Source organism: Nitrospira sp. (genome assembly GCA_016715825.1).
In the GTDB taxonomy this organism is placed as follows: Bacteria; Nitrospirota; Nitrospiria; order Nitrospirales; family Nitrospiraceae; genus Nitrospira_D.
In genome coordinates this window covers 639243-657903 of the sequence record JADJXO010000001.1, presented here as the reverse complement: position 1 = coordinate 657903, position 18661 = coordinate 639243, and the positions used below count along the sequence as shown (strand labels likewise).

Genomic DNA, 18661 nt, shown 5'->3' with positions numbered 1-18661 from the left:
GTTACGCGACTGCGGCCCTCGCTTCATACTCAGCTGGAGACTTATACCCGAGGGTTGAGTGCCGTCGTTGCCGATTATAGAAGACCTCAATGTACTCAAAGATCTCCTGCATGGCTTCGTCTCGGGTTATATAGTGCCGATGATAGACCAGCTCACGCTTGAGCGTCCCGAAGAAACTCTCGACGCACGCGTTGTCCCAACAATTACGCTTTGCGGCTCATACTGGGAATGAGGCCGTACTCAGCCAGTCGGCGCTGGTAGTTCGTCGCGGCATACTGACTGCCGCGGTCCGAATGGTGCACGAGCCCCGCCCTGGGAGTGCGGTTCATTACGGCCATCGTCAGGGCTTGCTCAGCCAGCTCACCGGTTAATCGCTGGCCCATGGCCCAGCCCACGACCCGACGTGAATACAGATCGAGCAGGACGGCCAGATAGAGCCAGCCTTCTCCCGTCCAGATGTAGGTCAGATCTCCCGCCCACACTCGATTGGGCGCCTCAACGGTGAAGACCTGAGCCAGGGTGTTCGCGGCCACGGGGAACGCATGCTGGGACTGCGTGGTAGCACGCCACTTCGTCACCGTCTTGGCTCGGATGCCAGCGTGGCATCAGCCGAGCGATGCGATGCTCTCCAACCCGGTGGCCCTGTGCACGGAGTGCTCGCCAGATTCGTGGACTCCCGTAGGTCTGGCGACTGTCGTGGTGAAGCGCCCGAATTGCAGTCAACAGGCCTCGATTGGCTACTGCCCGGGTCTCGACGTGCCCGCCAGGCATAATATCCTGCAGAAGATACGGCTAGGGCTCGGCACATGAGGCGGATGGGATAGCGACGGTCGTGTTCCTGGATCACCCGATATCTCATCGGGACTCCTTCGCGAAGAACGCCGCCGCACGTTTTAAAAAATCTCGCTCCTGCTTTAGGACAGCATTCTCGCGCCGCAGTCGGACCAGTTCGGCCTCTTCAGCTCGGAGGTCCTGCCGCGTCTTTCCACGCTCCTCCGCCTGCTGCTGCTCCACCCGCCAGCGGTAGAGCAGATGGTCGGCAATGCCCAGGTCTCTGGCTACTTGCGCAACCGGTCGTGCCGAGTCTCGGACCAACCGCACTGCTTCTGTCTTAAACTCTTCCGTATACTGCCGTCTCGTCTTGGTGCTCATGCTGCCCTCCAATTTCATCAAACTCCTCCTTATACAGGTGTCTGTGAAATCGGGGTAAGGTCAGAGATCTCCATTACCTGCAACAAGAACACATTCGCAATCGAAGGTAAAATTGCTGATGCGCAGTGGTTCTCTTGCACATGTAAAGAATGGATAACTGCCATTAGGCGAACTCGCATTCGCATCTAATTTTCCAGTTCGCACGCGAGCTAAGCTTCCAAGCTTGCTGGCTGAGACTTTCATCCCAGCATCCCCTCTAGCTCTTTCATCCCCCGCTGGATCTCCTCCTCCAGCTTCGCCAGCTCGGCGAGAATTTCTTTCGGCGGGCGGTGCTCGACTGCTTCGTGCACCACTTCCTTGTAGCGGTTGAGTGAGAGGTCGTAACCCTGTGCAGCGATGTCGGCCTTCGGCACACAAAAGCTCTGCGCGGTGCGCGGGCGTTCGCGCTCGCTGCCGTCGCGCTGTACCCATCGCGTCAGCACGTCAGGCAGGTTGTTCTTCGGATGTTCGTCGTCGGCAAGCGGCGAGCGTGGCGTGGGCCCAAGTTTGTCTTCGGATAGAAGCGGCGTGCGTTTATCGTCGAGGCTCCAGCCGTCGGCCTCGACATCGTAGAACCAAACGAAGTCCGTGCCGCCGGAGTTCGTCTTCGTGAAGACGAGGATCGCGGTGGAGACACCGGCGTAGGGTTTGAACACCCCACCCGGTAATTTGATCACCGCATCGAGCTTCTGGTCTTCCACCAGGATGCGCCGCAATTCCTTGTGCGCCTTGCTGGAGCCGAAGAGCACCCCGTCTGGTACGATCACCGCCGCGCGTCCGCCTGGCTTCAGCAACCTCAGGAAGAGCGCGAGGAAGAGCAGCTCAGTCTTCTTCGTCTTGACGATCTGGAGCAGGTCCTTAGCAGTACCCTCGTAGTCCAGGCTGCCGGCGAACGGCGGATTGGCCAGCACCAGCGTGTATTTCTCCTCCTCGCCCGCATGGTCCTGCGCGAGTGAGTCGCGGTAGCGGATATCCGGGCTCTCTACCCCGTGCAGCAGCATGTTCATGCTGCCGATCCGCAGCATAATGTTGTCGAAGTCGAAGCCGTGGAACATCCCATGGTGGAAGTGCTCGTTGGACTGTTTATCGTGCAACAGATTTGAATTCCGCTCGCGCAGGTATTCGCCCGCCGCCACCAGAAAACCCGCCGTGCCGCAGGCAGGGTCGCAGATCACGTCAGTTGGTTGGGGCGCAGTCAGCTCGACCATCAAGCGGATGATGTGACGTGGCGTGCGGAACTGGCCGTTCTGCCCGGCCGTGGCGATCTTGGCGAGCATGTATTCGTAGACGTCGCCCTTCGTGTCCCGATCCTCCATCGGCACATGGTCGAGCAAGTCCACCACCTTCGCCAACAGCGCCGGCGTCGGGATGGTGAACCGCGCATCCTTCATGTGGTGCGCGTAGGTGGAGTCGCCGTTGCCGAGCTGACGCGCGAGATCAGCGCGCAGAAATGGAAAGAGGTGCTCGCCGACCAGAATGAACATCTCGGCCGGCGCGAAGTGCTTGAACCGCGACCAACGATAGTCCTCGTAGGACCGCCCCTTGGAGTCCTTGCCTGCTGGGAAAACCCGCCGCTCCATCGGCTGCTTGAGCCGGTTGGCCTTGTTCTCTTCGAGTGTATGCAAGTCGTCGAGACGGCGGATAAAGAGCAGATACGTGATCTGCTCGATCACCTCCAGCGGATTCGAAATTCCCCCGGACCAAAACGAGTCCCAGATGCGATCGATCTGATTCTTGATGTCACCGGTGATCATGGTGTTCCTTCCGAAAGATTCACAGGCTGGTTGCTTCCCTCTCTTGGACGAAAGGAAGAATTAGCCGAGAGGCATACCGTCTTTTCGCAAGAAATGCAATGATTCCGAATGGTGAGACTGAGTTACGATGAAGCGCTGAGGACTGACGAGATATCGCTGGAGACTTCGCTCGGCTTACAACTTCCTCCGCACCTCCTTCCAATCCTTCGCGACTTGGGCTTTCCTCGGCACGTCGCCCTTCGTTGGTTCCGGCACCATGATCGCATCGAGACGCCGTTGAAGGAATGCCTCCGCGAAGGCTCTTGATCGACCGACTCCAATTTTCACCGTCTTCCAGCCGGCCTCCTGAAACTCATCAATTTTCTCCCCTAACCCTTTCATGTCAGCGGAGAGGGGTATCACGTAGCCTGGTGGAAACTTGTGCAGCTTGAGCCACTCCCCGACCTCCATACTCACCCGAAAGCTATCTCCCCCTGACGGCACGGGTGCGACATAGATGACTCCATAATAAAACCTGGTCAGTTTCTCGAGTTCATCGGCCGCCTCGGACATCGGCTTTTGTGCGGATTCCGATCCGAAGCCGATGGCGGGCACTCGACTGGGCGGCGAGATCTCCATGAGCGAGGAGAGTTCGATCATAAGAATAGGTTGTCGTTTCTCCCAGACCACCAGATGAGCCTGTCCCTCGGCGTGATCGACCCGTGGACTCCGGCCGACTCGCACATGAACCGGCTTGATCCCCTTCGACGTCGGCGTATAGGTCAAGAATGCACGTCCATCGCCGCCGGTCATGGCGGATGCGACGACCTTCCCATCAACCAGGAGATCGAGTGGTTCACCGCCCAGCGCGCGGCTCGCGACGAGCCCTTTCCCGGTCAGCTTGGCTTCAATGGTGATTGATTGATTCGGTGAGGTGAACGCATCCTTCACCACGACTGTTGCAGCCGTCTTGTCGGCTGCAACGAGCAGCGTGTGATCAGGAGCGCACGCAAACAGAAGAACGAATGCGAGAACAATTCTGAGGGTGCGGATGCCGGCTGGTGACCACACAGCCAATCGGACCCTTTGTTAGGCCTTCAGCGCCGTGAGTACTTCGTCGGCATGCCCATCGACCTTGACCTTCCTGAAAATGGCCTTCACCTTTCCCTCAGGATCGATGACGAAGGTGCTGCGTTCGATGCCCCAATACTTCTTGCCGTAGTTGATTTTTTCTTTATAGACGCCGTAGGCTTTGGAGATCTTGGCATCTTCATCGCTGAGCAACGGAAAGGGCAATCCGAATTTCTTGATGAACTTCTGGTGAGACTCTTTGCCGTCCAAACTCACCCCGACGATCGTGCCCCCTGCCCGTACGATTTGTGACTCGACATCACGAAAATCACACGACTCTCTCGTGCATCCCGGTGTATCGTCTTTGGGATAGAAGTACAACACGACCTGCTTTCCCTTGAAGCGCTCCAAGGTCACGGGCTTTCCCTGTTGGTCTGGAATCGCGAGTTCCGGTGCCTGGTCCCCGACTGCGAGTGCTTTATTCATACGTCCATCCTTGGTGAGGGATTAATAACCGCCGGGCGTACCGGTCCCGAACGACGATCGCTTAGGCGAATAGGGTTTAAGCTTGGCCTTGTTCTTGTTCTCAGGGTTCCCGTACGGCGACAACGCCGGTGAGTCCCAAATAGTCTTGTCGCCGGGGGCCAAATCGGCCGCTTGCAAAAAATGTCTGCGCGCGACTTCCATATTCCCAAGGGCGTTTAATGCGAGCGCATAGTTGTAATGAGCTTGACCTGACTCCGGTGCCTCGGCTATGGCCTGCTCAAAATAGCGCGTTGCATCTTCGTATTGTTGAGTCTGATAGGCCTGAGTCCCCTGTTCCGTCAACACTGTCGCCTGAGGCTTCACTTCGCCTTCCAGAACCAGCGGAACGAGAGGTGTGCGCTTGTGCGAACAGGCCGTCGTCGCGACCACCATCAGCACAACCCCCAGCATCACGAACCGTCGAATTGCCTGTTCCATGCTATGTTACCTCTGTCCCTAAGACTTCGCCTGCTTGCGCGTTTCTTCCTCAAAGGTTTTTCGATAGAGCACGTCCCACTCAGCACTTCCTTCGACAATGCCTCGCGAATACGACGCCAACTTGGCTCTGACTGTTCGGTCAATCTCCTGTTCCTGCGCCAACTCGACACCGAGCACTCGCTTGATTTCTTTCAAGACGCGTTCATCCGGGCTGTTGAGCCTCGTTCCGGCATGCTTCTTCACAGTCGCGAGAATCACATGCGAGAGATGGCTGACTTTATCTTCGCTCAGCATTGCCGGTCCACTTTAATCGTTACTCGTCACCGGTCAACAGCCGGAGAAATGCTCTGAAACCAATTCGTCGCGAGTCTACTGACCGGTGACCATTGATCTTCACAAAATAATTCCCCGCTCGCGGACCAACTTCTGCTTTACCATCTGGAACATCTTCTGATAATCGACCTGTCCCTGCTCAATTTGTTGTTCGTAGGCCTTCAACAGTTGCCGCACGTCGGCATTGACGCGATCCTCCAGCGATAGCTCATGCGTGATCGCCTGATCGAGCGCTTCCACGAACGTCTTCCGGTCACCCGTCAGCGTAAGGTGCCCGTCCGCCTGGAGATGCCCAGCCAGACTCTCCGCCATGTGCCGTACCCGTTCTATTGAGAGTCGCATCGCCCCCTATGCCGGTTCAAGAAGGATCGTCGAGGTCTCCATCACCTGACGAAGTCTGGTCGCATCGCCGACCACCCTCCCGATGATATTCACCCGATCTGCAGGAACGGGATCCGCCCCAACACTCATCGGCGTTCTGCCGAAAAAAATGGCCACCACCTGCCCCGCTCCCCACAATGCGATATCGCCGACCTTGACCTGAGTGGTCGCCGTTTCTCGATGATCGCGAATACCGGGAAGCGGGAAATAGAATTCCTCGCCCCACGTGTTGAGCGCTGCTTTCACCGGAAGCGCTGCGTAGACTTGATCCGCCGTTTTGGTCGTTCGGAGTTCAGCCTCTAGCTGCACTGTTCCCACGGTAATACGAATTCGCTTCCCTGGTTCCGTCATGTCAGAATCGATCTCAGACCACACACGCTGCAAGAGCTTCGGGATGGCTCGGCAAACTCTAGCTTGTCTCCTATGTGAAATCAAGGCTACAATCCGCGACCATGCTCACATCGAGCTTTATCTTTCTTCCCGGGGTGGGACCTGCCACCGAACGGCGATGGTGGGGGGAAGGCCTGTTGGACTGGGATCTGTACCTGAACCACCCATCGGTCCCTGGTCTCTCAACCGGCCGCAAGCATTGGTATGATAGTCAACTCCGTGCAGCACGACATCTCCTCGAGAGCGGACAGTTTCACTCGGTGGCGACGCAACTCCCTCGGCGTGAACAGTGGCGGCTCTATGACACATGTCGTTCCCGCACGGTCTATCTCGACATCGAAACGACCGGCTCCACACCAGGACCGGGCGATGTCACGGTTGTCGGACTACATCGGAACGGAACAACCGTCACACTCGTGCAGGACGAACACTTGACCTCCGAACGCATACAAATGGAACTCAATCAAGCCGATCTCCTCGTGACCTTTTTCGGGTCGGTCTTCGATGTGCCCTATCTCCAGGCGACATTCCCAACGCTCCGCTTTCCTCCGTTGCATTTTGATCTCTGCTTCTGCGCAAGACGGCTTACCCTGCGCGGAGGGCTGAAACACATCGAACGGGAACTGGGGATCGATCGAGAGGCGAGCATCAGCAGTCTGAATGGCTTCGATGCCATCCAGCTCTGGCTTGCCTGGCGCCAGGGTGACGCCAGGGCGCGCGAAACGCTCCTGACCTACAACCGGGCGGACACTGAAAACCTGGTCGCGCTCGCCGACCGGTTATATGGAGAGATGAGCTCGCGCTTCGGTCCGTCATCCCTCTCGTCTCCCCTTCAACCGGCCTACTCCCGATGAACGGCTGGATCGGCATCGGTCGCAGTGAGGTGGGCCTGGTCCGTACGGTGAATCAGGATGCGTTCACAGTCGTCGATCAGTATGGAGTCTGGGCCGTCGCGGATGGAATGGGCGGCCACATCGGAGGGGACATCGCCGCTCAAACAGCCATCCAAATCATTGAATCTCAAGCGGCATCATTGAGCACATCCTTGTGTGGTGGTCAGAGTCCGCCAACCGAGCTGTTAGCCACACTGATCGAACGAGCTCACGAAGGCATCCTTGATCGAACCAGATCTGAACCGCGACTGAAAGGGATGGGAACCACGATCGTACTGCTCGCCATTGTTTCCAGTCCCAGTCCCGTGGCGTATCTCGCCCATGTCGGAGACAGCCGCGCCTATCGGCTTCGAGCCGGCTCGCTGACGTCTCTCACACGAGATCATAGTTTGATCGAAAAATACCTGGAACGTGGGATCCTCACCCCTCTCAGCGCCAAAACTCATCCTGACCGGCACGTCCTGACTCGTGCACTGGGGATCCCCGCCTCGGCCACACCGACCATTGCCGCCTTCCCGATACAGGAAGACGATCTGGTGCTGCTCTGCTCCGATGGCCTGACAAAGATGTTGGAGGATGACGACATTCAACGGATCCTTTCCGCCCCCGCTGTCAACCCTACTGACCTGTGTCATCGTCTTGTGAACGAAGCACTCGATCGCGGGGGTGAGGATAATGTCACGGTCGTGGTCGTGGCTCATCGACCGTCCTAGAGCGACATGGCAGTTGACATGTTTCATCAGGCCGTGTACGTTGCCCCGCTGTCTTCCCCTTGTCACACCTAAATGGAGTCCCGTATGCGCCTTCGGGCATGGTTTGTCTGCGCAGCTTTACTCTTGCTCTCGAATACCACAACATCATCCCTAGCCATCGCATCAGAACCTTCGGACCCGGAAGCAGCCATTCGCCAGATGGTACGGGCGAACGCGGAAAAAGATCTGCCGACACTGTCTCTCCTCATGGCACATGATGCCGATATCGTGAGTTATTCCGTCGGCGGCCGAAAGTACGTCGGCTGGCCGGAGTTTGAGCGTGAAATGCGTGAAGAGTTTCTCAACACCAAAAAAATCGAGATTCCGATCACCGAACTGAAGGTCTGGACCAAGGGGGACATGGCCTGGTTCACGATGGAACTCGACTATACCCGCTATGTCGGCGAGGGATCAGAGGTTAAACGAACGGTCTTGCCTTTGAGGGAAACCGGCGTACTCGAACGCCGTGCCGGCCGGTGGCAGTTGCTGTCTTGGCACGAATCCTTTCGATCGGCTCAGCTGGGCGGTCCACTTGCGTCTCCTTCGGCAAGCGCAGGATCACATCGTCTCGTCAGCGATTCCACCTCGACGGCGATGCCGGACATGAGTGGAGAATGGGAAATCCTCGAGGTCGAAGACGAAAAACGATATAAAGCTACCTTGGACAAAAGCGGGAACGGTCCTTATACGCAACACAATGGACGGTTCGTGACCACCTCCTTCGCCGATCGGCTCTGGCAAGGGACGTGGCAGCAACCAGGCAATGATCGCGAAGGTGGCTTTGAAGTCCTTCTTTCGGAGGATGGCACTGAGGCGAAAGGCATCTGGTGGTACACGCGTGTCGGTAATCATAAGAACATTCCCCCTCGAGAACATGGGGGCACCTATCAATGGAAGAAACTGACGCCGAAGCCGGCGCATGGCCAATGAGTCGATTCCAACCCGTCCCTACCAGACAGATCAATTCGAAGCCCGTTCCCAAATCATCGTTTCACTTCCTGTGGGAGGTTTTATGCGCGGATTTCTTGTTTCTCTAATCACCACCGTGTTCATGGTTACGTCAGCCTATGCTGATGGAGGCCACAACCATCATGCTGTTCCCACGTTGAAAAAGCAGGTCGGTTCGAAGATTACGTACGGCGAGAACTCTGCCACGCTGACTTTTGGTCCGATCGATCTTCCAGCCGGTCATAGCGAAGGGGACATGGGCGACTCCATGCCTCGATTCAACTTTCAGCTGCCTGAGGATAAGTATTTGATCGGCTTTAAGTCGGCGCTTTCCACGGTCGACGGCAAGGAATTGCCCCGAAACTATCTGCACCACATTCTGATGATCAACAACAGCCAACCCAGCGTGTCATGCCCCGGCGAACCGCTGTTCTATGGCGGCGCAGGACTTGAGATGGCCGAAACACATTTCCCCGACGGATACGGTGTGAAGCTTGCCAAGGATGACAAATTGATGACCGTCGTCGCCTTCTATCATGGCGCTCCGCCCACGAAGAACGTGATCGCCACCTTTACGATGTATTTCGCACCGAAGTCGAAACAAATCCATGCGATGAACATCTATCAGGTCGGCGTCAACATCGTCTGTTTCACCAAGTTCGGCGATCGTCCTGCGGATCAGACCGACGAAGGCATTGAAATCAGACACGGCGTTCAAGTCCACACGGCGCCATTGAAGTTTTCCATCGACGGGTGCGTCAAGTTCGCCTATCCGCATGGACACGACGAATTACTCATGATCGCCTTGGAGAATAAGACCAAGAAGCAGACGCTGCTCAGGACGGTCCCGGATGTTGAACGAGACGGAACCCTCCGCGAATTCCTCCCTCATCAGGTCTACAATGATGGCCAGGGGTTTCCTATCTTCAAGGATGATGATTACGAGATGGTGATGGTCCATCACCATCCTCTGCAGAAAACCGAATTCCAACACGGAATGGGCAACTACTTGCTCTATATGACCCCGGACACTTGTTCCTCAAAGAGTGCATCGGCTTCCCATTAGAAATCGTTTTCCCGCGCCCACCGGTTCGAACTGAGCCGGTGGTGCGCTCCACCTCCTCGGTACCATCGTCCAGTCAAGCACTTTCCCGAGACACTGAAACTTATCGTGGCTGATGCACCAGCCATTTCTGGCTGCAATCTCCCTCACTGCCACATCTCTGTGTGAATTCCTAAATCCGTTGGGTGAAACGGTGTTTGGCATGTATACTCATCACACTGGTGATCATACGTAGCGTTACCCTTTCAACCTGCGAGCCGATGATCGCAGGAGAACGTGCCTCTTACACCTATGACGATCGCTAAATCTCCTCACTCAGCTACGCCACAATGTGATCCGTGGTCACTTCAAAAACTGACGCACTTTCTACAAGATATGGGGCACCCTACCGAGCTCCCCGTGATCGCGAAACGTATCCTTACGGGTCTCTTGGAAGTCTCCCAAAGCACGCATGGAGCCCTGTATGTACTTGACCACGACCATGAACGATATTGCCATGTGTGTTCCTATGGAATGCTCGATTCGATTGCGTCCCCTCCTCCCATTCCCCTCTCCCATCCACTTGTCCAGGACCTCGTACGATGTCACCAGAGCCTAGATGCTTCCAATCCCGGTGTAATTCACCCGACTGTCTCCCTCGAGGCGACCACGGATAACCCGCTCGGCACGGTTCCTCTGAAGCAGGCCATTCCGTTGTTGAGTCAAGGACGTCTGATCGCCTTTGCGGCCTTCCACCCGAGAACGGAAGCCTCCGCGCTCACCCCCTTGAGAACAGAACTCTTAATGGCCATGTCTCAGAGTGCCGCCAACGCACTTGATTCTTTCCTCCTCTATGAGGATCTCCGACAATCACAGACGCTCATGCGTCGCACCGATCGATTACGCTCGTTGGAAATTATCGCCGGCGGGTTTGCACACGAGATCAGAAATCCGCTCACATCGATCAAAACCTTCATTCAACTGGCTCCTGAACGCAAAGATGATAGCCAGTTTATCGGAGAATTCAGTCACATCGTACTCGATGACGTCAATCGAATCGAGCGGTTGATTCAAGAGATTCTCGACTATGCGCGCTATATGGAGCCGAAATTGACCGATGAGGACCTGAATGAGATCGTCTCGTCATGCATCTACTTCATACAAATACAGGCAGACCGGCGCAGGATCAAGATTGAAAAAGAGTTGGCGTCCGAGCTTCCTCGTGGCATGGTAGATCGGCAGCAGATTAAACAGGTCATGCTCAACCTCCTTTTGAACGCCATGGATGCCATCGGAGAGAATCCCGGTACGGTCCATATACGAACCCATCGGCTCCAGAAACCGAACGGGCAAGAGTGGGCACATATCGAAATTGAAGATACCGGGGAAGGAATTTCGGCGGAGCACCTCGATCACATCTTCGACCCATTCTTTACCACCAAACACTCGAGCACCTTCAACGAGGGAACTGGTCTCGGCCTGACGATCGTACACCAGATCATTCAGGAACATCGAGGAGACATTCGGGTCGACAGTACGGAAGGGTGTGGCACGACGTTCCATATCCAGCTTCCATGTCATCGCTCATAGAACATCAGGAGTCCATGGTGGAGACCGCGATCGCGAAGAAACGAGTCTTGCTGATTGACGATGAAGCCCGAGTCCGAACCTCACTCAAAATGGTGCTGGACCCGCTCTACGAGATCCTCCAAGCTGGGGATGGGCACGAAGGCCTCGAGGTCTTTCGGAAGGAAGAGCCGGATTTGGTCCTGCTCGATGTCGTACTTCCAGGGACCGACGGACTCGCCGTCCTTCAAACGCTGCGTATGGAACGGAAAGTGATCCCGGTCATCATGCTGACGGGTACCAAATCGGTGAAGACGGCCGTCGACGCCATGAAGTTAGGAGCTGCCGACTATCTTTCAAAACCCTTTGACGTCGACGAGCTTCGACTCGTCATCGATCGAACCTTGAATTCCTCCGACCTTGAGCAAGAAGTCAAACAGCTCCGGGCCCAGGTCGTCCAGCGATATGCCTTCCATAATCTGATTGGGAAAAGTGAAGGCATGCAGGATATCTACTCGAAAATTGAGCAGGTCGCCGATAGCCGCACGACGGTACTTATTACGGGAGAAAGCGGGACCGGAAAAGAATTGGTTGCCAAAGCCTTGCACTACAACAGTTCGCGGCGTGATCGTCCGTTTGTCGCACTCAACTGTGCGGCGCTTCCGGAGACTCTGATCGAAAGCGAATTGTTCGGCCATGAAAAGGGCTCATTTACGGACGCGACTGCTCGACGCACCGGCCAGTTCGAGTTGGCCCATACCGGAACATTGTTCCTTGATGAGATCGGCGATTTGAGCGCCATCACACAGGCCAAACTTCTCCGTGTCATTCAAGAGCGAGAATTCACAAGAATCGGTGGGACTCAGCCGATCAAGGTGGACGTGCGCATTGTGGCGGCGACCAACAAGAATCTGGATGAATTGGTTCGCAAAGGGCAGTTCCGAGAGGATCTCTATTATCGCATTAATGTCATCTCGCTCTACCTTCCTCCCCTTCGTGAGCGAAGCGAAGACATTTCCCTCCTCGCCAAACACTTCTTGGAAAAGAGGGTGGAAGAGGAGAAACGTTCTCGGATCGAGTTTGGTAAGGAGGCAATGGAACTCTTGAGTCGATACTCCTGGCCAGGCAATGTTCGAGAATTGGAAAACTTCGTCGAACAAGCGTTCATCTGGTCTCAACATGCGGCCGAAATCACTCCGGAACACCTACCGACATCCATTAAAAGCGATTCCCGATCAACCTCGCTCCGCGATGATACCCTCGCAGGGCGCATGTCTCTTGAGAAGGCCGTGATGGAATTTGAACGTGAGATTATACTCGATGCCCTGAAGCGAACGAGCTACGTACAAACTCATGCGGCCAACCTTCTTGGGATCAGCCGCAGAATGCTGAAATATCGAATGGATACGCTCGGTATCGGACGGCCTGATAGTTCCGCACCTTCAGAGCATGGCCAACCGATGCATGAATGACACACTTTCATGTACGTATGTCACATTTATGCACATGTTGTCCTCATGCAGTTGTTGATACCGTACATTCACAAACATGATGATCGTCAATATGTAGTACAACTATATATTTAATATACTATATATTGATAATCATCGTAAGTTAATGAAAAGGAACGAGAATTGCTCCATATTCAAATTGTGCTTACAGCGAAATCGCCCTATATATGACCACGATGGCCACAGTCACCCAACCTACAGTACTCATCATCGATGACGAGGCTGGTCCTCGCGATGCACTGAAGATGATTCTCCACCCATTTTTCGCCATTCGTGCTGCAGAAAATGCCAAGTCCGCACTGGATGTCCTCAGCAACGAATCCATCGACCTGATTACACTTGATCAGCGGCTTCCTGATCGCCACGGGCTAGATCTTCTCACCGATATCAAGCATGACCATCCGGATGTGGAGGTCGTCATTGTCACGGGATACGGCAGCTTGAAATCTGCAATGGAAGGCATTCGACAGGGGGCTGCTGGTTATTTGTTGAAACCGTTTAACGTGACCGAGCTCATCACCCTGACACAGCAGACGATGGACAAGAAACGCCGGCTCGACTTTCTTCGCCGGAATCTGCGATCTTCACCGCAACTCTGGGGAGTAGGCGAAGAATCTCTCCGCGCATGGGACGGCATCACATCAGAATATCTTACTCTCTACCAACCTGCGGGACCGAATTCTGTTTCTCAAGAGGAAGAAATGTCTCTCATCCCGCTACTCTCGGATATCTTAGAAGCCACGGACCGTCACTTACTAAATCATTCGAGCCGAGTCAGTTTCTACGCGACCTTGATGGCCGCCCGTTTGAATCTTACCCTCACTGAGCAAAAGGCTCTTGCTATGGGAGCTTTCCTCCACGACATAGGGAAGACAAGCCTTCCGGCTTACAGATTTTCAGAGGATCAGATCCTGCCGTCTGCTGAGCCCGTTGCATGTAGAGACCATTGCGAACGAGGTGCCTGCTTGACGACTACCTTGGGGTTGCCAAAGGAAGTCCATGACATCATCGCCTACCATCATGAGCGGTGGGATGGGGATGGTTATCCTTATGGTCTCGCAGGGACAGATATTCCGATTCTTGCTCAGATTGTCGGCATTGCTCAGGCTTTTGATCATCTCACGGCGGATGTTCCTGACCGGACATGTATTTCTGCTGAAGCCGCCATTCAACGGATTTCTCTCAGCTCCGGTTCCCATTTCGACCCGCAACTCCTCGATACTTTTCTCGAGGTCGCGAAGCAATCGACCGCATCGCTCCCCATGATGGCTGCCTCTCCTGCCGCCTAATCTAGTCCTGAGCTCCGGCAATCAACTCCGCGGCAGTCGCCCTGGTCTTTGTCGTTACTCGCTCCCCCCCAAGCATCCGCGCAATTTCCCCCTCGCGATGGACACCGCTTAAAGAACGCACCGTCGTCACGGTCCGTCCCTTTACTTCACACTTTTCGACGCACACATGATGCTGTGCTTGAGATGCCACCTGCGGGAGATGGGTGATACACAACACTTGGTGGTACCGTCCCAATGTCCGTAACCGCTTCCCGATGGTCGCGGCAACGGCTCCTCCAACGCCCGTATCGATCTCATCAAAAATGAGGACGGGAACATGATCAACATTGGCCAAAACCGATTTAAGTGCCAGCATCAACCGAGAAAGTTCTCCACCAGATGCAGTGCGGGACATCCCCTTCAACGGTTCGCCGGCATTCGCAGCCAAAAGAAACTCGACACGATCACACCCGTCTGGGCCATACACATCATCCGACTCGTTCTGCAGGACTTGAACGACGAATCGCACTGAGGCCATTTTCAGCGCTTCCAGCTCCTTACCAACCATCTTCGTGAACCGCTTGGCGGCTTCTTTCCGCTGGTGAGAAAGCTTCTCTGCCAAGGCAGCAACCTGCGCATACTGTTCCTGAATAAGGCGATCATAATCGACCAGTTGGTCGTCACCGCGTGAAAGCCGTTCCAACTCATCTTTTACGTGCTCGTAAGTCCTCAAAGCGGTCTCGATGGTTCCTCCATATTTCTTCTTCACTTTTTGAAGGACAGCCAGACGATCCTCGACGGTACTCAACCGTCCAGGATTGGCGTCCACCCGCTCCTCATAACTGCGAAGCGAGTCGGCAACTTCCTTTAAGAGAACTTTTGCCTCAGATGCGAGTCGTGCTGTTGATGCCATTTCTGGGTCGATCTTCGCCAGCTCACCCAATAGACGCTCCGCCAGAGCCAGATTTGGTAATACGCCGTGGCCATCATCCTGAATGCGCTCCTGTGCTTCGGACGTCAGTTCTGCGAGACGGCCGGAGGATCCCAAGCGCTGTCGCTCGGCTTGCAACGCCTCCTCTTCCCCGATACGACAAGCCGCCTCCTCCAGCTCCTGACGTTGGAATTTCAGGAGGTCTTCCTGCTGCGCACGCTGCTGAATGATCGTCGCAAGTTCGGTACGCGCTTGACGGGAACGGATCCATCCTTGATGAATGGCTCGATACTGCTCGCGCAACTCACGTACTTGTCCGAAGGCATCCAGCACCTCAAGCTGAGCCGCGCTGGACAAGAGAGACTGTTGGTCATGCTGACCATGAATATCAATCAGAGTTCCGGCAAACTCCTCCAACACATGGACCGGCGTCAACATGCCATTCAAATAGACCCTGTTCCTTCCGGATCGGGCAATGACGCGCCGGATCACCAGCGTGGAGTCGTGTGGGCCAAGAATATCCTGATTTCTTAGTTGCGCACGGAGGGGATGAGAGGAGGGTATGTCAAACGACGCTTCGAGCTGCGCTTCATCTTCTCCAAATCGGATTTGATCACTCGAGGCCCGACCCCCAACCAGGAGCATAACGGCATCGATTAACAGCGACTTACCTGCCCCGGTCTCTCCGGTCAGCACCGTGAACCCTGAGTCGAGAGTCAGACTCAGGGTTTCGATGACGGCAAAGTTGGTGATTCGCAGCTCAGTGAGCATGGCTGCGGCAAGTAGTACTAGGCAGTCCCCGCATGTTGGGCCAGGAGTGCATCGATCATTTCTTTGAATTGACGTTTCGGTCTGGCCCCCACCAGCTTCTCAACCGGTTGGCCATTCTTAAAAAACAAGATGGTGGGTATGCTCATCACCTGATACCGACCAGCGACTTCCGGGTTTTCATCCGTATTCAGCTTGCGAACTTTGAGTTTGCCTGCATACTCGTTTGCCAATTCGTCGACGATGGGTGCAACCATCTGACACGGACCACACCATACGGCCCAAAAATCTACCATGACAAGCTCGGAAGCCTTCATGACTTCCGCATCCCATGTCGAGTCTTCAACCTTCAAGGCATCACCAGCCACGTCGTACCCTCCTTCAGAATTGATATCGTATCTACTTTATAGCTCTGACATCGTACCCTAGCGCTGTTTTTAGTGTCAATTACCGATCATCGTCGACCGGGATTTCCAACCGATTCCTCTCCAGTCTCCGAAGCTTGAGGAGGAAGGCCATAGGGGCCTCCTGGGACAGCCCAGGGGAGGCCACGCTCACCCCAGAGCAGCGGGCTCAACAATGTTCGCATCAGGGCCGTTCCAGCGCTGTCCGTCCAACCAATTCCCGTGAGACTCAGCATCGCGCTGTACTGCTCCCGATCGGGAAATTTTAAATAATAGAATCCGACCGACCAACACTTGCATGGATTCTGATACAGTGCCACTGCGTCAACCTCAGGACTTCGGCCATTCTTGACGTCATAGTAGGCTTTGGCTCCAACGGTCCAGCCCCATGGAGTCCGTAAGGCACCCCCCATCGTCACAAACTGGATCTCACTGGTCGGGGCAAATACCTCATTGAATGAAATCGGATTCCAAATATCTCCTCGACGGACTCGATTGCCGTTTCTCGTGAACCGTTGGCCTATTTCGAAATACCAATTCGTTCCCTCCTGAAATCGAAGATCGGTGTTGATCTGACTCAGTCCGGGCTGATAGGGGTCAAAGAAAGCATCAATGGTCACATAGCGATTGATAGGTGGACGCAATGCCCAGGCCTGCGCTGCCCGCCCAAATATCGGGGCATCCAACTGTGACATGCCAAGTTGTGGTGGAAGATTATTTCCGATCACGGCTCGCATCCAGATATCAGAAAACTTTCTTCCTTGGATCGGTACCGTGGCGGGCTGGATCGGTTGGGTCACTGACCCTAAGAAAGGAAGCATCCCTGGGGTAAAATCTCGAGCCCTCGCTTGCACCTCCCCCACGTGATAACTCTGCGCCACCGTCAGATCAACCCAATTAAAGGCCGTGTGTTTACCTTGCTCCAAGACGCGACTGCGGAGCATGTACGTCACAAGATTTTTCTTCGGCAGATCATCGACTTGGTCGATCTGAGCCAGTTTTGATTGATTTGTCGATGGTACATACTCATACATCACCGAGGGTTCGAGACTGTGAAGAACATTTCCGCCGTCAGCGAGCGAAAAGCGGCGCGTCAATTTTGACATGGCCTCCACCCCCACCCAAAACGTCTCTCGATGTTGTCCTTCGTCAGACTGTGCGCCCTTCGTGTAGTAGACTTCTCGAAACTTTGCTTGAGGCCGAATCCCCATGATGTGTCCGAGGTGAATCACCTCCGTCTCAATACCTGGAACCACATTAATCCGATTAAGGGTAAAACCCTCTTCCCGGTAAAAATTGACGTGATTCCCCTCTACGCCGAACAAGATCGGAGAATGAAACAGCGATGTGTATGGAAGTTGATAGCCGGTTTCCGGCAGACGTTGGAACGTATCTGTCCCTCCGGCTTGAAGGGGTTGGAGATAGAGACCTAAGAGATAGAGATTGCCATATGGCAACCGCTGAGTCGCCAGTAAGTTTGACTCACTACTCGGTAAGGCTCGTAACACGCCTGAATTGCTGAGTTGCTGGAAGAAATTGGGGTCCGTGACGAGATTCGCATTGGCACGGAGCAAGAGCGTATCTGTGATGTATTGCGTATGGCTTCCCGTAAGCGTCGCTCGCGCCCGCTCGATGTCTCCATCTGTTTGGGTTATCCCAGAGACATTAGGCAATTGCGTCTGTTGCAGAAAGCTCAGAAACCATTTCCCGCGAGATCGCCGGTCCAAGACATACCGATATTCGAAATCCGACCCATATCCCAGATTACTGTAATACTTCGGTGAAATCGTCAAGTCTTGGCTTGGATTGATGGCCCAGAAAAAGCTTCCTTGCATATGAAATCCGAACCGATTGTCATAGGTGACCGTCGGAATAAGAAATCCGGTCTGTCGTCTGGCAAGGGGATAGGAAAACGTGGGTAGCGGAACTGTCGGTACATCAAACAGGCAGAACCAGCCACCTTTAAACGCCAGCGTGTCTCCGACCCCCATGTCAAGGTCTTTAAAACGAAATCGCCACGCGGGGACTTCTCCATCTTGTACGTCGCAGTTCGTAAAACTACCGTCCTTAGCCCGGTAATGGTATTCCGAAAACCGCTGCATCAACCGTCCTGAGACGAAGGTGTTGGTAGACGGAATGTAGAGCTCCCCGTGCGTCGCCACGCCGGCCTCGGTATTGACATTGATCTCCATCCGTTCAGCGGTCACATCAGCCTGTGGATCCATCAAATGCACATGGCCAACAGCCGTCAGAATCCCTGGGAGCGTCTGAATAGTGACGTGGTCGGCCGTCAACTTCATCTTTCCTTGTCGGATCACGACGGATCCGGTGGCATCGTAAACTTCCTGGTCCTGACGATAGTCGATGCGCTCTGCCGTCACATCGAGAGGATCGGATCCGAAAGCTGAACCGACGACTCCCGTCTGAGCATGTGCGGCGGATCCAAAGAACGGCATGATCAGGAGGGGAACGACGAGAAGACGCCACCGGAAGATCCACGCGAAAGGATCCGCCAT

General features: G+C 54.8%; 17 protein-coding genes and 1 pseudogene. 7 read left to right on the top strand and 11 right to left on the bottom strand.

What is annotated here, in order from left to right; translation table 11 throughout:
* Nucleotide 1 precedes the first annotated feature (1 nt).
* The 8 genes and pseudogenes from IPM58_03275 to IPM58_03240 form a co-directional block, all read right to left on the bottom strand.
* Nucleotides 2–1152: pseudogene (locus IPM58_03275) on the bottom strand (IS3 family transposase).
* A 239-nt stretch (nucleotides 1153–1391) separates the two neighbouring features.
* Nucleotides 1392–2945 (bottom strand): SAM-dependent DNA methyltransferase, encoded by a 1554-nt coding sequence (locus tag IPM58_03270; protein MBK9306112.1) that lies wholly within the window; start codon nucleotides 2943–2945, stop codon nucleotides 1392–1394.
* Nucleotides 2946–3119: 174 nt separating this feature from the next.
* Entirely contained in the window at nucleotides 3120–3995 is an 876-nt protein-coding gene (locus IPM58_03265) for a hypothetical protein (protein MBK9306111.1), read from the bottom strand.
* 18 nt (nucleotides 3996–4013) lie between these two features.
* On the bottom strand, nucleotides 4014–4481 hold the full coding sequence (gene bcp, locus IPM58_03260; protein ID MBK9306110.1) for a thioredoxin-dependent thiol peroxidase: 468 nt from the start codon (nucleotides 4479–4481) through the stop codon (nucleotides 4014–4016).
* A gap of 21 nt (nucleotides 4482–4502) precedes the next feature.
* Nucleotides 4503–4958, bottom strand: coding sequence for a tetratricopeptide repeat protein (locus IPM58_03255; GenBank protein MBK9306109.1), 456 nt, complete (start codon nucleotides 4956–4958; stop codon nucleotides 4503–4505).
* An 18-nt stretch (nucleotides 4959–4976) separates the two neighbouring features.
* Nucleotides 4977–5252: a DUF507 family protein gene (locus IPM58_03250; GenBank protein MBK9306108.1), complete on the bottom strand. Its 276-nt coding sequence runs from the start codon at nucleotides 5250–5252 to the stop codon at nucleotides 4977–4979.
* A 99-nt stretch (nucleotides 5253–5351) separates the two neighbouring features.
* On the bottom strand, nucleotides 5352–5633 hold the full coding sequence (locus IPM58_03245) for a DUF507 family protein (protein ID MBK9306107.1): 282 nt from the start codon (nucleotides 5631–5633) through the stop codon (nucleotides 5352–5354).
* A 6-nt stretch (nucleotides 5634–5639) separates the two neighbouring features.
* The gene (locus tag IPM58_03240; protein MBK9306106.1) at nucleotides 5640–6023 is read right to left on the bottom strand and encodes a hypothetical protein; all 384 of its coding nucleotides are present in this window, start codon (nucleotides 6021–6023) and stop codon (nucleotides 5640–5642) included.
* Between the two features lie 101 nt (nucleotides 6024–6124).
* On the opposite strand from IPM58_03240, the gene IPM58_03235 reads away from it, so the two are divergent.
* The 7 genes from IPM58_03235 to IPM58_03205 all read left to right on the top strand — a co-directional run bounded on the left by IPM58_03235 (nucleotide 6125) and on the right by IPM58_03205 (nucleotide 14063).
* Nucleotides 6125–6916: a ribonuclease H-like domain-containing protein gene (locus tag IPM58_03235; protein ID MBK9306105.1), complete on the top strand. Its 792-nt coding sequence runs from the start codon at nucleotides 6125–6127 to the stop codon at nucleotides 6914–6916.
* Nucleotides 6913–7668, top strand: a complete 756-nt coding sequence (locus IPM58_03230) for a serine/threonine-protein phosphatase (GenBank protein MBK9306104.1) — start codon at nucleotides 6913–6915, stop codon at nucleotides 7666–7668. Before IPM58_03235 ends, IPM58_03230 begins: the two co-directional genes overlap by 4 nt.
* 84 nt (nucleotides 7669–7752) lie before the next feature.
* On the top strand, nucleotides 7753–8637 hold the full coding sequence (locus IPM58_03225; GenBank protein ID MBK9306103.1) for a nuclear transport factor 2 family protein: 885 nt from the start codon (nucleotides 7753–7755) through the stop codon (nucleotides 8635–8637).
* A gap of 82 nt (nucleotides 8638–8719) precedes the next feature.
* Nucleotides 8720–9721: a hypothetical protein gene (locus tag IPM58_03220; GenBank protein MBK9306102.1), complete on the top strand. Its 1002-nt coding sequence runs from the start codon at nucleotides 8720–8722 to the stop codon at nucleotides 9719–9721.
* A 396-nt stretch (nucleotides 9722–10117) separates the two neighbouring features.
* Nucleotides 10118–11287 (top strand): hypothetical protein, encoded by a 1170-nt coding sequence (locus IPM58_03215; protein MBK9306101.1) that lies wholly within the window; start codon nucleotides 10118–10120, stop codon nucleotides 11285–11287.
* A gap of 14 nt (nucleotides 11288–11301) precedes the next feature.
* Entirely contained in the window at nucleotides 11302–12735 is a 1434-nt protein-coding gene (locus IPM58_03210; GenBank protein ID MBK9306100.1) for a sigma-54-dependent Fis family transcriptional regulator, read from the top strand.
* 215 nt (nucleotides 12736–12950) lie between these two features.
* Nucleotides 12951–14063 (top strand): response regulator, encoded by a 1113-nt coding sequence (locus tag IPM58_03205; protein ID MBK9306099.1) that lies wholly within the window; start codon nucleotides 12951–12953, stop codon nucleotides 14061–14063.
* Between the two features lies 1 nt (nucleotide 14064).
* Here IPM58_03205 and recN read toward each other — a convergent pair whose 3' ends face one another.
* The 3 genes from recN to IPM58_03190 all read right to left on the bottom strand — a co-directional run bounded on the left by recN (nucleotide 14065) and on the right by IPM58_03190 (nucleotide 18661).
* Entirely contained in the window at nucleotides 14065–15744 is a 1680-nt protein-coding gene (gene recN / locus IPM58_03200; GenBank protein ID MBK9306098.1) for a DNA repair protein RecN, read from the bottom strand.
* Nucleotides 15745–15761: 17 nt separating this feature from the next.
* Entirely contained in the window at nucleotides 15762–16109 is a 348-nt protein-coding gene (gene trxA / locus IPM58_03195) for a thioredoxin (GenBank protein MBK9306097.1), read from the bottom strand.
* A gap of 86 nt (nucleotides 16110–16195) precedes the next feature.
* A complete protein-coding gene (locus tag IPM58_03190) occupies nucleotides 16196–18661 on the bottom strand; it encodes an LPS-assembly protein LptD (protein ID MBK9306096.1) in 2466 nt (821 codons plus the stop codon).